Genomic DNA, 12,196 nt, shown 5'->3' on the forward strand with positions numbered 1-12,196 from the left:
GGGTGATTCCACTGGAATCACTCCAACGAGATCAGGCCAGGGTGATGGCACTGCCATCACTTCAGCGAGACCAGGCCGGGGTGATTCCGGGGGAATCACTTCCCGCAGGATCGGTGGGCCAACCAAGTATCTGCAACGAGAACAGGAAAGGACCGTGAACGCGATGACTGCACTGGAACAGCGTCAGGACTTTGCACTGAATCAGTACGCAAAGGGCCTTTTAAAACCCTTTAAGGGTAAAGGGGAGATTCTTCGATTTCGGGATGAGTTGGATGCGGAGTGTCGTCGGTTGTGGCAAGAGGCGGCGGACTTTGCCAACCACTACAACCGCACGGTGGTTCAGGCGGGGCTTTGGCTCAAACCGCACAACAACAGCGGGGGACGAGTTCGCGCAGTGCAATGGCGCGACAAGGCGCAGACCCAGATGGGGCGACGCCTTCTCGAAGCCGTGCTCCAGTACGGCGACGTGTCGGTAGGGATGAAACGTCAACTGGTCGAGATCGAGACCGAGCGCGCAATCTTCAACGCCAAAATCGCGGCGGCCACACGCCAGGTCGATCGCCTGAATCGCTTGCTCAACGATCTCGATGAAGTCGAGGCCATGGTCTGACGCTCCTCTTGACGGAAATGGTACGCCGCCGGCCTTAACGTTTCCCGCTGACGACCTTTGCCGCTCGCCGCCACTGTAGTCGGGCATCCATTCGATTCAGGAGGTTCGTATGAGCACGCATTTCATGGGAGAGGGGAACATCGGCTCCGATCCGGAAGTGAAAATGTTCTCCCCCAACGGCAATCAGCCACCGCGTGGTGTCATGCGGCTGAATGTCCGCTTCGACAATCCGGTGCCCACCGATACCGGCAATGTCGACAAGGGTGGCTTTTGGGCGAACGTCGAAATCTGGCATCGCGATGTCGAGCAGTGGGCGCAGCTTTACCAAAAGGGCATGCGGGTCATGGTGTCGGGCCGCATGGTGCTGGACGAGTGGCAGGACAATGAGGGCAACAGCCGGTCGCAGTTCAAGGTGCAGGCCGTTCGCATCGGCATCCTGCCGTTCCGCATCGCCCAGGTCGTGCTCGAGCCAGCGCAGGGACAGCAGACACCTCGTCAGCCGCCTTCGCAACAGGGGGCGTATTCCAAGTCCGCTGGACCAGATGGCGAATGGGACAATCCGGTGAGCACGGGTTCGGACGGTCTGGGGTGAGCGGATCTACGGCATCAGGGGCGATTCAACATGAGGCAAACAAGGAGTGGTGGGATGAGGCATTGGGTGGTGGCAGTGGGGATGGTGGCGTTGGCCGGCTGCGCGGCGCAGGATCACTATTACTCGAACGGTGTTTGTGTCACCTGTTTCGACAATCCGGTCACGGGTGAACCGCTGAACTACGATCCCAGCGAGACGCCGCAGAAGGTGGCGACCAATGCCGAGGGGCAGACAGTCGATGCGAACAGCTTGGGTAGCCAGAGTGGTTCCGTCGACATCGATTCCCGCATCGATGTGGATACCGCCTATGCTCGGATCAAGTCGGCGATGGGATTCCGCTCCCCTAACGACTTCGAGAGCCCGGAGAGCACGGCGGCCAAAATGCAGATGGGTGATGTGGCCTGGAAGCACGACCGCACACCGGGGGCCTATTACAATCTCGGCGATTACGGTCGGCAGACCCTTGGTGGAACACGCTATTCGATTCTGCAGCGGGTTCAGATTGAGAAGAGCGGCGCGGGCTCGCGCATCCACTACAGCTGGGCACCTGCTGACAAGCGAACTCTGTATGACGGGGATGCCATGGAGTCTGCGCTGACACAGCGCCTGAACGCTGCGCTGGACTGATCGCTCATGCCCAACTTCTTCACCATCAAGGATGGTTGGAGTCTGGACGAACAGCTGGGCAACATGCTGCGGGAACTCGACGACACGCAAGAGACCGGCCGGGTCGTCGAGTTTCGTCTTCAGCTCAAGGCATTGATGCGAGAGTATGGAATCAGCGACGAGACGGTCGTCGAGTGGATCGACCTAGGGATACTCAAGGATGAAAGAGACTGAGGCAGCGGTCTATCAGCGGTTCTTCATTCGGCCCATCCCGGGACGTCGCCCGCGGATCGAATCGGACATTCAGGCTGTCATCGATCACGCGGTCGATTGCCGTTTTGCTCCCGACGGCACGTTGCTCAAGCCGACGATTCTCAAGCCCGGTCAGGGGAATTACCTCATCCCGATGCGCTGGTTCAGCGGTGAGATCATCACGATCGACGATGCGTCCACGGCGCAGTGGTTCTGGCTTGATGCTGACATTCCATTCAGTGGATCGCTGGCTCGGCGATTGGCTCTGACACTGACACGGCACCCCGAGGTGGCCTGCGTAGCCGAGGACAACACGCGCGGTGCAGCCCATGGCAACGCGGAAGCCTGGATCATCGATGATACGCATTACCTGCTCCAGCTCGATTAACATTCCCCGCTGAATCCCCTGATCCAGCCCGTCACGCTGAGGCCATACCCATTCTGTGAGGCCCGGTGTCATGTCCCGTTTGTTTCTCTGCGAAAAACCCTCTCAGGCGCGTGATATTGGCGCGGTTCTGGGGGCGACCCGTAAAGCCGATGGTTGTCTCCAGGGCGATGGAGTCGTCGTGACCTGGGCCTTCGGCCACCTCCTCGAGCAAGCCCCTCCTGAAGCCTACGATCCCGAGCTGAAGCGCTGGTCGCTGGAGTCATTACCGATCCGTCCAGCGCAGTGGAAAAACACGGTGCGCAAGGATGCCAGTAAGCAGTTCAAGGTGATTCAGGGACTGCTGAAGCAGTGCAGTGAAGTGGTGGTGTCCACCGATGCCGACCGGGAGGGCGAAACTATCGGTCGCGAGATTCTCGACGCCTGCCGCTATCAGGGGCGCGTCTCTCGCCTCTGGCTGTCTGCGCTCGATCAGGCATCCATTCGCAAGGCGCTGGCCAATATCCGGCCGGGCGAGGCGACGTATCCGCTGTATCAGGCGGGACTGGGCCGATCCCGCGCGGACTGGCTGGTTGGGATGAATTTGACCCGCGCTTTCTCGGTGCTGGCTCAGCAGCAGGGTCATCAGGGCGTCCTGTCGGTCGGCCGGGTGCAAACCCCCACGCTGGCGCTGGTCGTCCGACGCGACCAGGAAATCGCGAACTTCGTTCCCAAACCGTTCTGGGAGGTGGCGGCAAACCTGCAGGCGCAAGGAGGTTCGTTCCAGGCAAAGTGGCTGCCGGCCAACGCTGACTGGCTCGACGAGGAGGGGCGATGCGTCAATTCTGAAGCAGCGCGAACGGTCGCATCCCGATGCCAGGGTGCGGCGGCGGCTGTCGCGGCCATCGATACGTCACGAAAAAAAGAGTCGGCGCCGCTAGTGATGGATCTCGGCACGCTGCAGCAGGAGTGCTCGAAGCGATACGGCTTCGGTGCCCAGCAGGTGCTCGACATCGCTCAGTCCCTCTACGAAACACACAAGGCCACGAGCTACCCGCGTACCGATTGCCGTTATCTGCCGACATCGATGCTGTCCGAGGTCGGGGCCGTCGTGACGGCGCTCCTGCATTCGGATGAGAAGCTCTCCCCGGTAATCGGTCGACTGGACCAGACGCTCAAGAGTCGCGTCTGGAACGACAGCAAGATCACGGCTCACCACGGCATCATCCCCACCACGGCGCCTTGCCGTATCGATCGGATGAGCGATGAGGAGTTCCGGGTTTACGATCTCATCCGTCGGCACTATCTGGCGCAGTTCCTGCCGGCGCACGAGTACGATCAGACCGATGCGAGGCTGGATCTCGCCGGCGAGACGTTCGTCGCGTCTGGCCGACAGGTACAGGTCGAGGGTTGGAAGGTGCTCTTCCCCCGAGAGAAGGGCAAAGGGCAGGACGGTGACGACGAGGAGCAAGAAGGTTCCGGCGCGCAGGTGCTCCCGCCTCTCCGTCAGGGGGAGAGCTGTTCGGTACAGGATCTACTGGTGAGGGATCGTCAGACCCAGCCGCCGAAGCCCTTCGCCGAGGGCACACTGATCTCGGCGATGAAGAACGCGGCTCGCTTCGTCACAGATGAGCGGCTAAGAGCGCGACTGCGCGAGAGTGCCGGCATCGGTACCGAGGCGACACGCGCCGGCATCATCGAGACGATGCTCAAGCGTGGTTTCATCCGGAAAGAAGGGCGCACGATCGTCTCGACACCGGTCGGCCAGGGGCTCATCGCGGCATTGCCGCCTCAGATCAGCAACCCGGGGATGACAGCCCTCTGGGAACAGGCGCTGGATCAGGTCGCCGAGGGGGCGATGACGCTGGAGGATTTCATGGAGCGTCAAAGCACCTTGCTCGACAAGCTCATTGGTATCGCGCTTCAGCGTCCCCAGTTGAATCTCCCCGAAGCACCGAGCGAGACCTGTCCCAAGTGCCAGGCGAAGATGCGCAAGCGCAAGAGTAGCAATGGTCCCTTCTGGTCCTGCTCCCGCTATCCCGACTGCGATGGAGTAAAATCCTTAGCGCAATATGGTGTAAAAAGAAAAACTCATCGCAAGCGCTGATAGGCTTAATCTCAGGGGATATTTATGCAACGGGGTTATACGGCAGTTACCTTATTGTCAATTTTATTGACGTGGAACAGTGCAAACGCTTCAACGCTGGGTGATAGTGATGTCAAAACAGCATGTAAGGCTGCGGTCTATGCGGGTGAAGCCGTCAGTAATGCATCGGGAGAGCGATTCAGAACTTGGGACCAAGCAGCAGGCGCGGTTCTTAAAGCGTTGTCAGATAATCTCGAGAACAGTGGCTTGAAAGTCTCTTTTGCGGATTTCAATCGCCTCTCTGAGATCGCAAAGGAAACTTATCGGGAGCTAGTGACGGCGTCACCTGCTTCTAATGCGGATGATCTGCTAGCGTCCACAGCCACGAAGCGCTTCAGTGAGTGTCTTAGAACGCTTCCGGTCGCAGATAGTTGATGTTCACATCTGCCTCATGGATGAGGGGCTGGAGAAGCTTGCCATCTTGCCAGATCGCTAATACTCCTCGATAATTGCTCTTGCACCCCGTTGCCAACTGACGGTCATCAGTTGGTCCCTTTGGACTCTCCTTGAGTCCGAACCCAAAGCGCTATCACCTGGCGAAAGAGCGCACCCCCTCGCAGGCTCCGCTTGCACTACATTGGCGTGTATGCGGGTTCCAGGTTCCCTATGTTTCAGGTCGACCGGTCGTCGACCATTTCTTCAAGCCCATTTCGACCGGCCAGCCAGGCATCTCGTCACAGGTGCCTCGCTGGCCGGTTGGACTTTGCTTCACCGTGGCGGCGCCCACCGCCTGACCCTTGGGCTCCCTTTGTGCGGGGATCCGCGCACAACCGTATCGGTCCATCGCCATGATTCGGGACCGGATGCAGCGGCAATCGTCACCATGACTACGAGGGGCATGGCCGATGGCCGGCATAATGGCTGATTCATACTTGCTACCCGAGCCGGTATCGGTAGCCGACTGGACGCGCAGTGCTGGTCCTCAATCCCAAGGCGAGGCGGCGAGTGTTCGCTGCCCCGGCTTGCGATTGACGATCGAGATTTGGGGTTGACGCCGTGAAGAAGTGGCGTAATCCTGTCGATGTAAGCCGCTGGTCACTGACGGTCATCAGTGATGCCTTTTGCCTTCGGGCAATTCCCGAAGCCGTTAACGCATCCTGAAAGACGGCGCTCATCTGAGCTGGATGCCACTTCCGAATACTCGGCCTCGCGCCGAACCACCCATCCGGGGGAACACTTTCCCCGATGCGGATGGTGTGTCTCCTGGATTCCTGTGCCTCGATCCAAGGAGTAACACCATGTCCAACTCGACCGATAACCAGTTCTTCGATCTCCATATCACTGGCGTTGGCTACGTCAATCGGATCCGCAAGATCACGCCCAAGCGTGGTGATGCCTTCTGGGCTTGCGACATATCCGCGTTGAATGGTCCTGCCAATGATGTCGAGTATCGCCGTTTCGACTGCCGCGTCAGTGGAGCCGAAGCGGAGAAACTGGTCAAGAAATTCGCCGCAACCGTGGCCGATCGCAAGGAGAAAGGGGCCAACGAGCCTAAGATCCTGATCGGTTTCAAACTCGGCGATCTCTATCCCGATCTGTTCACGCGGACCAGGGGCGATCGCGCTGGTGAAACAGCCGTGAGCCTCAAGGCGCGTCTTCTGTTCGTCAATTGGGCCAAAGTGGACGGCGACCAAGTTTATGAAGCGCCACGGCGTGACGAAACCGCGTGGACCCCCACCAGTGCCCAGGCTGGCGAAACAGCGTCGCAGGGAACCGATGCGCCTGCCCAACCCGTTGTCAGCGGATCAGTCGGCGCCGCCGAAGCGGTCATCTGATTTCACCTCACTTACCTCACTGATCGGGAAGCTCGCTTCCCGTCAGTGACTGTTTTCATTCCACCCGGCCGGGGATTCACTCCCCGATCGGGCGGTGTATCTCGGTGCGATATTCTGGAGATACGCCTATGAAGCAGAAAAACCACGCGCTAGGCCTTGCCATCGCCGAGGCAATCGAGCGCATCGCCTCAACCATCGTAGCGGCCTGCATACTTGGCGGTGTCATTGCCCACCAGATTCAACTCGCCTATGCGGTGTTGGGTGGGGGTATTGCCACTGTCGTGGTATTGGTCGCTGTCGTATTGAGGGTTAGAATCAATCAAACCATTGACGCAGCCAAGGAGGCTGATGGCCAATGAACGATGAATTCCTGCGGTTTGCAGCCGTGATGGCCCCCTTCCTGATCCTCTCGGTCGGTGGTTTGGGTTATGCCTGGCTGGTACTCAAGGATTTGCAAAAACGCCAGAAACATCGGCATCACTGATGCGAGCTGATGCCTGATGAATTCTGCGACTCTGCTGCTTGGCACGATTTTTGTCGTTCTGACCGTTTCGATGTCGATTGCCGGCGGTTATGCCTACTACGTGCATCGCAAGTTGGAAGCGTGACGAAAACGCTGATCCAGACAGATTCTTACACGTCATGACAGCCTCCTTCGGGAGGCTGTTTTCGTTTCGGCAGCACAGACCTGCCAAAACGCTTCCAGATAGCGCCGTCGCCAGACGGACTTAACGTTTCTTCTCCCACCCGGGGCCATTTCCCGGTGGGATGGCTCCATTCTCTCAAGGAGCCATCCACATGCAACCCTACTGCCTGCAACCCGGTTCGGCCGGTGATTCACACAGTGTCTACGAGGGCGCTTCTGCCTGGCCAGCTTGCCCGATCGGGTATCTGCGCCTGGCATACGACATGGAGCGTGATCATGGCCACGGTCCCTGGATCGTATTCGATACGTTGGGTCGGCCCTTCTCCGGTGACTCACCCGAGAAGGCGCTTGACGCTTTCGCCACTCGTCCGATGACGCGGGTCACGCTGATCTAAGTCTCTACCGAGACCACTCACCCATTCGGGGCCAGGCCCCGAGGGGGTGGCTCCTTTCCAATCGATACACGAAGGAGCAATCCCATGAGCGACACTTTCTCCTATCAGCTGGCCCAAGAAGACGTCGATGTCATTCTGGCCGCGCTGAGGCTGTTACAGCGCACGTCCGGATGGGACATACCCGATGCGATTCAGGATATCGGGGGCGAGGGTCTGGATGTGGTCAACATCGACAAGCTTTGCGAGGAACTCAACCTCGGCGGTACCGCTGACCACCAGGATGCTCGAGACGTTCTGATTCGGCGCTTTCGTGCCGAGTTGTCACGACCCGAGTGGGACTCGGACACGGCGGCAAGCCTGGCGACATCCTTGGCCGATGCTGGCTGGCCGATATTCTTTCCTCAACACGAGGGATGGTATCTGGATGTCGTGGATGGCGCCTATGCCGTCGTGGCCCGCGCCAATGGCCCGTTTCGATCGGATGCCGAGGCCGTGGCATCGATTGCGCAACGGTTTGCCAGGGGGAGTCGATGGCATGGTCATGTGCTCGACACGATCGGAATGACCGCATGCGGTCATGGGCTTCCGCTGATGCGGATCCTGGGCTATGGCCCCAATGCAGTCGATGTCGTGGTCTGTAACGAGTTCCGGCCGGACGACTGTTTCGAGATCGGCTATCGCCCGCATCCCTTCGAGTCGGCCAGCTGGTCGATCTTTCGACGCGATAAAGGGTCTGGCGAGGCAAGGTGGATCGCCGACCGGCCTGATCAGCAGAGTGCGCTGATCTACTGCGCTGGCAGGCTGGGCGCGTCACTCAACGACGAGATCCTAAAGTCGTTTTCCACCTACTTCCAATGATTCACCTCTAAACGCCCTCCGGGGCGTTTTTTTTGGCTGTCAGCCAGGATGGAAAGTGCTCCGGACCGACGGTGAGGTGGCGTCCTTGCCCGACGGCATCCTCGCCGGTGTTCCTGGGGTCGTATCGTCCCTGGCGCGCATCATGGGGCCAATAGATAGAGCCCTTGAAAGAAATAGCTCAAGGCTTCGATGATCCCTTGTGGGTGATATCGCCGACCGATCCCAAAAGCCCTGCTGGTGCAATTAACATTTCCCGTCGCGAGTACCCTCGGCCTTCGGCACGGTGAACCCGATCACGATCATTCAGGTTCCCCCGCGCGAGGCCAAACTCGATGTATCCCTTCCAGAAAACCCGTGTCGTCCCCTTAGCATTCTTGATTGCGCTGCTCGCCGGTTGCGCGCATCAGCCACCATCCCAGCAGCCAAGCGAGAGCGAGCGCCTGGCCGCCGACTATCCCAACGCCGAGAAGATGGCCCTTGCGGGAAACAAGGAAGGGCATCATGCCCGCGTCGTGGCCACCGGTCTGGATCAGCCCACCCACGAGGTCGAGCCTGACGTCTACCGTGATCGAGATGCGTCACGAGTCGAGGTGATGCGAGGCGGGCGCTATGCCCTGGTCACGGCCAACGCGACGTTGCAGCAGCGCAACCTCCTCGAGCAGACCGTCAATGTCTCGATCCCTGCCTCCATGAGCCCATCGGTGGAGGATGGCTTGCGCTACACCCTGCAGCACACCGGTTACAGCCTTTGTGCTCCCCAGGGTGAACCGCAGCAGCTGCTTTACAGCCGACCCTTGCCGGCGGCGCATTTCCGTCTGGGGCCGATGCCACTTCGCGAGGCCCTGCAGGTTCTCGCCGGTAGTGCTTTCGAGGTTCAGGCCGACCCCATCGCGCGAACCATCTGCTACCAGGTACGCGATCAGCGACTGATCGAGGAGACCGGTCATGACGGATGATCGCCAGCGGCCCGTCGATTCCGGTGATCCGGAGCAGGAGCCTCGATCGGAAGCGCCAGTCGATGCGGATACGGGAAGCGTCGGTCGTCGCGAACCCTCGTTCTCTCATCACGATGATGACGACAGACAGGACTTCAGTGACGCCAACCGCGAGGAAACCGGTCACGAGGCGCCAAATTATAGCCCCTACGCAGAGAGTCGCAGACGTTGGAGCCCGCTGCGACTGACGTTCCTGGGGCTCGGGATTCTCGCTGTTTTGGGGCTCATCTATTTCGTTCTATTTGCCGGTTCGGAGCCGGAGGGACCGACACTGGAGTCTCGGTTGCAGTCTCAGCAGCAGGTCATCGACCAACTGCGCGTGCGAGTCGAAGAGCTGCAGAGCGGACAGGACGAGCGGCGTAGTCAGGCCGAGGGCACCAGCAACCGCCTTGGCGAAATCGCGTCACGCCTCGACGATCTCGAGACGAGCCGACAGGATTCGCCGCTGCAGGCATTGCCCGAGCGCGTCCAGGCGCTCTCCCATCGCCTCGATGAGCTTTCCAGCTCCGTGGACGTGCGATTCAGTGCGGCGCAGGAAAAAGAGCAGTCGCTCGAGTCGTCGATCGAGGAGGTGCGCAAGCTCCGAGCCAGCCAGAAGACCAGTGCCCAGCAAAGCCAGCCAAGCTCTCAACGTCAGACACGACGTCAACCCGAGCCGCCGTCACCGCCGTTCTCGGTGTCGGGCGTCGAGCTGCGCGGCGGGCGCAGCTATCTCGCTGTGGCATCCGGGGCTGCCGGGCGCTTGAGCGATCTGCGTCTGGTCGGTGAGGGGCAGAACATCGGGCAGTGGCATCTGTCGTCGATCGAGGGTCACTCGGCGGCGTTCACCATCAACGGCCAGACCGTGGTCGTCCCGGTTCCTTGAGGAGAGCCCCATGACGCTGAATCGCAATCGACGCCTGGCTACCGCGCTGCTGCTGTTTACGGCCTTGCCCGTGTGGGCTCAGGAAGGGCAGGAGAGCGAGTCGACGCGTATCGATCAGACGCGCCTGGAGCAGAGCAGCCAACGGGCTGCCGAGGCCTGGGGCCTGAACCAGCAAGAGTATCGACGCTATGAGTCGATCATGGAGGGGCCCCGTGGCACCTGGTCTCCCGATCTGGATCCGCTGACCGCCTTGGGATTGGAAGCTCGCAGTCAGGCCGAGCGTCAGAAGTACGCCGAGAAGCTGGTTGAAACCGAGCGCGCCCGCGTCGAGGCGGAACTCGCGTTTCAACGCGCCTACGACGACGCCTGGCAGCGGCTTTATCCCAACGACATGCCGGTCAATTCATTCTCCACAAGAGATGGTGAAGACGCGACCCGATCGGTGTTCGGCAGCAACCCATCGGCATCCAGCCAGCGCCTGAATGTGGTGGTGGCCACCGAGGGGTGTGACCAATGCGATGCGACCGTGAAGCGTCTGCTGAACAGTGGTGCGGCCATGGACATCTGGGTCCTGGACTCCAACGGAGACGACGATCGCATTCGCAGCTGGGCGGCTCAGGTCGGCATCCCACCGGCGAAAGTGCGTGCCGGCACGGTGACGCTCAACCATGGTGGCTCGCTGAACGTCGACAGCAGTGAACTGCCGCGTGTCGCGCCGAGGGGCTAAGCAATGATCTCGCGCGCGTTGAAAGCTGCAATGACTGGCCTGGTGACGGCGGTAGTTGCCGGCCTGGCTCATGCCGAGCAACCCGACATCCCATCAGCCTATGTGGTCGCCGCCGAGGATCATGGTGTACCGCCGGCGGTGCTCTACGCCGTGGCTAGCGCCGAGTCGGTCGTGAGTCTCGACGCGGGGCGTCGCCCCTGGCCTTGGACGTTAAATGTCGCCGGCAAGTCGATGCGCTTCGGCGATAGAACCTCCGCGTGCCGGGCGTTGACCGACGCGCTCGAGACGACGCAGATCGTCGACGTGGGGATCGCGCAGCTCAACGTGCGCTGGCAGCCGCAATTGTTCGGCGCTGGCCAGCGTTTCGCGGATCCCTGCGAGGGGCTGAATCCCTACGCCAATCTCGATGAAGCGGCGGCACTCATACGCGCTCACTTCGATGATGCCGGTGACTGGTTGATCGCTGCCGGTCGCTATCACCGTCCAGCAGGTGGCCGTCCCGCCGAGCGCTACCGCGCCGTAGTGAGTCAGGAGCTGGCTCGGCTCGGCACATCCCCCTCTCTAGAAATTGACTCGCCGGCGCTCATGGCGGCACGCCAGACGCCGGTCTCGAAGCGATCCCATCGACCAGCACTAGCGTCAGTGGAAAGTGACCACTCAACTGCGTCGGATGAGGCGCTGACCTGGGTGACCCCAGGCCCGCGTACCCCCGATACCGACGTCACCTGGGTAACGCCAGAGCAGCGGCCATGGATGGCCGAAATCGCAATCCGATAGGAGATCCCGATGAAACAATCACGCTGCCTCAGCCTGCTGTCAGTGGGTGCGATAGCGCTGCTGTCGACATCTACATGGGCTCAGACTTCTGCCGAGCGCCCCCCTGGGCTGCCTCAGCTGACCGTGATCGCCGATCACGGGGGCGAGCCGGCCCGACCTTACTACGTGGCAATCAAGGGCGCCGGGGTCGGTGAGGAAGAGGGCTACTCACCGCAGCTGAGGGGTGACGCGCGTCCTGCCCGCCCCTTTGGGGAACAGGACATGCTGCCGCTCGAGAGCGAGCAGTTGACGCCCGGCACCGTGACGCCGCGTCAACTGGACCTGCCAGGCGGGTTCACGCCCGTCTTTTTGATTGGTGACGACGACTTGTCTCGACAGTGGCTGGCTCAGCGTGGCGACATCCTGCGCGAGATGAATGCGGTGGGGCTAGTCGTCCAGGTAACCGATGAGCCGTCTCTGCAAGCACTGCGCGACGCGGCCCGAGGGCTCGAGATTCGTCCTGTCTCGGGCGACGGACTGGCCGAGCGACTCGGTCTACGACACTACCCTGCACTGATCAGCCAGCGGGGCATCGAGCAATGACACAAC

The 12,196-nt window shown here is 60.6% G+C and carries 17 protein-coding genes; all 17 read left to right on the forward strand.

Annotated elements, in window-relative coordinates:
* Window positions 1-163: 163 nt before the first annotated feature.
* The 17 genes from DOM32_RS08815 (at window position 164) to DOM32_RS08885 (ending at window position 12,190) form a co-directional block, all read left to right on the forward strand.
* Window positions 164-610, forward strand: a complete 447-nt coding sequence (locus DOM32_RS08815) for a DUF3158 family protein (RefSeq protein ID WP_110633445.1) — start codon at window positions 164-166, stop codon at window positions 608-610.
* A gap of 109 nt (window positions 611-719) precedes the next feature.
* Window positions 720-1,202, forward strand: a complete 483-nt coding sequence (locus DOM32_RS08820) for a single-stranded DNA-binding protein (protein WP_110633448.1) — start codon at window positions 720-722, stop codon at window positions 1,200-1,202.
* Window positions 1,203-1,256: 54 nt separating this feature from the next.
* Entirely contained in the window at window positions 1,257-1,829 is a 573-nt protein-coding gene (locus tag DOM32_RS08825; protein WP_157957048.1) for a hypothetical protein, read from the forward strand.
* A 6-nt stretch (window positions 1,830-1,835) separates the two neighbouring features.
* On the forward strand, window positions 1,836-2,042 hold the full coding sequence (locus DOM32_RS08830) for a hypothetical protein (protein ID WP_110633454.1): 207 nt from the start codon (window positions 1,836-1,838) through the stop codon (window positions 2,040-2,042).
* Window positions 2,029-2,448, forward strand: a complete 420-nt coding sequence (locus DOM32_RS08835) for a hypothetical protein (protein ID WP_110633458.1) — start codon at window positions 2,029-2,031, stop codon at window positions 2,446-2,448. Before DOM32_RS08830 ends, DOM32_RS08835 begins: the two co-directional genes overlap by 14 nt.
* A 55-nt stretch (window positions 2,449-2,503) precedes the next feature.
* A complete protein-coding gene (locus tag DOM32_RS08840) occupies window positions 2,504-4,531 on the forward strand; it encodes a DNA topoisomerase III (RefSeq protein ID WP_244179867.1) in 2,028 nt (675 codons plus the stop codon).
* Window positions 4,532-4,555: 24 nt separating this feature from the next.
* Entirely contained in the window at window positions 4,556-4,945 is a 390-nt protein-coding gene (locus tag DOM32_RS17750) for a hypothetical protein (protein WP_157957049.1), read from the forward strand.
* A gap of 863 nt (window positions 4,946-5,808) precedes the next feature.
* Complete coding sequence (locus DOM32_RS08845; RefSeq protein WP_110633464.1) at window positions 5,809-6,345, forward strand: STY4534 family ICE replication protein; 537 nt, start codon at window positions 5,809-5,811, stop codon at window positions 6,343-6,345.
* Window positions 6,346-6,473: 128 nt separating this feature from the next.
* On the forward strand, window positions 6,474-6,704 hold the full coding sequence (locus DOM32_RS08850; RefSeq protein ID WP_035474312.1) for a hypothetical protein: 231 nt from the start codon (window positions 6,474-6,476) through the stop codon (window positions 6,702-6,704).
* The gene (locus DOM32_RS18245; protein ID WP_277354944.1) at window positions 6,701-6,829 is read left to right on the forward strand and encodes a hypothetical protein; all 129 of its coding nucleotides are present in this window, start codon (window positions 6,701-6,703) and stop codon (window positions 6,827-6,829) included. The genes DOM32_RS08850 and DOM32_RS18245 overlap by 4 nt, the downstream gene beginning before the upstream one ends.
* Window positions 6,830-7,143: 314 nt before the next feature.
* Window positions 7,144-7,386: a hypothetical protein gene (locus tag DOM32_RS08855; RefSeq protein ID WP_110633467.1), complete on the forward strand. Its 243-nt coding sequence runs from the start codon at window positions 7,144-7,146 to the stop codon at window positions 7,384-7,386.
* A gap of 84 nt (window positions 7,387-7,470) precedes the next feature.
* Window positions 7,471-8,244, forward strand: a complete 774-nt coding sequence (locus DOM32_RS08860; protein ID WP_110633470.1) for a hypothetical protein — start codon at window positions 7,471-7,473, stop codon at window positions 8,242-8,244.
* 332 nt (window positions 8,245-8,576) lie between these two features.
* Window positions 8,577-9,200: a PFGI-1 class ICE element type IV pilus protein PilL2 gene (gene pilL2 / locus DOM32_RS08865; protein WP_110633473.1), complete on the forward strand. Its 624-nt coding sequence runs from the start codon at window positions 8,577-8,579 to the stop codon at window positions 9,198-9,200.
* Window positions 9,190-10,104, forward strand: coding sequence for a hypothetical protein (locus tag DOM32_RS08870; protein ID WP_110633476.1), 915 nt, complete (start codon window positions 9,190-9,192; stop codon window positions 10,102-10,104). The genes pilL2 and DOM32_RS08870 overlap by 11 nt, the downstream gene beginning before the upstream one ends.
* 10 nt (window positions 10,105-10,114) lie before the next feature.
* On the forward strand, window positions 10,115-10,831 hold the full coding sequence (locus tag DOM32_RS08875) for a TIGR03759 family integrating conjugative element protein (RefSeq protein ID WP_110633479.1): 717 nt from the start codon (window positions 10,115-10,117) through the stop codon (window positions 10,829-10,831).
* 30 nt (window positions 10,832-10,861) lie between these two features.
* Window positions 10,862-11,608 carry a lysozyme family protein gene (locus tag DOM32_RS08880; RefSeq protein WP_208625349.1) on the forward strand — a complete coding sequence of 249 codons (747 nt, stop codon included), beginning with the start codon at window positions 10,862-10,864 and terminating at the stop codon, window positions 11,606-11,608.
* A gap of 9 nt (window positions 11,609-11,617) precedes the next feature.
* Complete coding sequence (locus DOM32_RS08885) at window positions 11,618-12,190, forward strand: integrating conjugative element protein (protein WP_110633482.1); 573 nt, start codon at window positions 11,618-11,620, stop codon at window positions 12,188-12,190.
* Window positions 12,191-12,196: the final 6 nt, after the last annotated feature.

Source organism: Salinicola salarius (assembly GCF_003206135.1).
Lineage (GTDB): Bacteria > Pseudomonadota > Gammaproteobacteria > Pseudomonadales > Halomonadaceae > Salinicola > Salinicola salarius.

Coding starts and splice junctions, on each gene's coding strand:
- DOM32_RS08880 (WP_208625349.1), top strand. CDS start 10,862: ATGACTGGCCTGGTGACGGCGGTAGTTGCCGGCCTGGCTCATGCCGAG.
- DOM32_RS08850 (WP_035474312.1), top strand. CDS start 6,474: ATGAAGCAGAAAAACCACGCGCTAGGCCTTGCCATCGCCGAGGCAATC.
- DOM32_RS08815 (WP_110633445.1), top strand. CDS start 164: ATGACTGCACTGGAACAGCGTCAGGACTTTGCACTGAATCAGTACGCA.
- DOM32_RS17750 (WP_157957049.1), top strand. CDS start 4,556: ATGCAACGGGGTTATACGGCAGTTACCTTATTGTCAATTTTATTGACG.
- DOM32_RS08855 (WP_110633467.1), top strand. CDS start 7,144: ATGCAACCCTACTGCCTGCAACCCGGTTCGGCCGGTGATTCACACAGT.
- DOM32_RS08820 (WP_110633448.1), top strand. CDS start 720: ATGAGCACGCATTTCATGGGAGAGGGGAACATCGGCTCCGATCCGGAA.
- DOM32_RS08845 (WP_110633464.1), top strand. CDS start 5,809: ATGTCCAACTCGACCGATAACCAGTTCTTCGATCTCCATATCACTGGC.
- DOM32_RS18245 (WP_277354944.1), top strand. CDS start 6,701: ATGAACGATGAATTCCTGCGGTTTGCAGCCGTGATGGCCCCCTTCCTG.
- pilL2 (WP_110633473.1), top strand. CDS start 8,577: ATGTATCCCTTCCAGAAAACCCGTGTCGTCCCCTTAGCATTCTTGATT.
- DOM32_RS08875 (WP_110633479.1), top strand. CDS start 10,115: ATGACGCTGAATCGCAATCGACGCCTGGCTACCGCGCTGCTGCTGTTT.
- DOM32_RS08860 (WP_110633470.1), top strand. CDS start 7,471: ATGAGCGACACTTTCTCCTATCAGCTGGCCCAAGAAGACGTCGATGTC.
- DOM32_RS08830 (WP_110633454.1), top strand. CDS start 1,836: ATGCCCAACTTCTTCACCATCAAGGATGGTTGGAGTCTGGACGAACAG.
- DOM32_RS08835 (WP_110633458.1), top strand. CDS start 2,029: ATGAAAGAGACTGAGGCAGCGGTCTATCAGCGGTTCTTCATTCGGCCC.
- DOM32_RS08870 (WP_110633476.1), top strand. CDS start 9,190: ATGACGGATGATCGCCAGCGGCCCGTCGATTCCGGTGATCCGGAGCAG.
- DOM32_RS08885 (WP_110633482.1), top strand. CDS start 11,618: ATGAAACAATCACGCTGCCTCAGCCTGCTGTCAGTGGGTGCGATAGCG.
- DOM32_RS08825 (WP_157957048.1), top strand. CDS start 1,257: ATGAGGCATTGGGTGGTGGCAGTGGGGATGGTGGCGTTGGCCGGCTGC.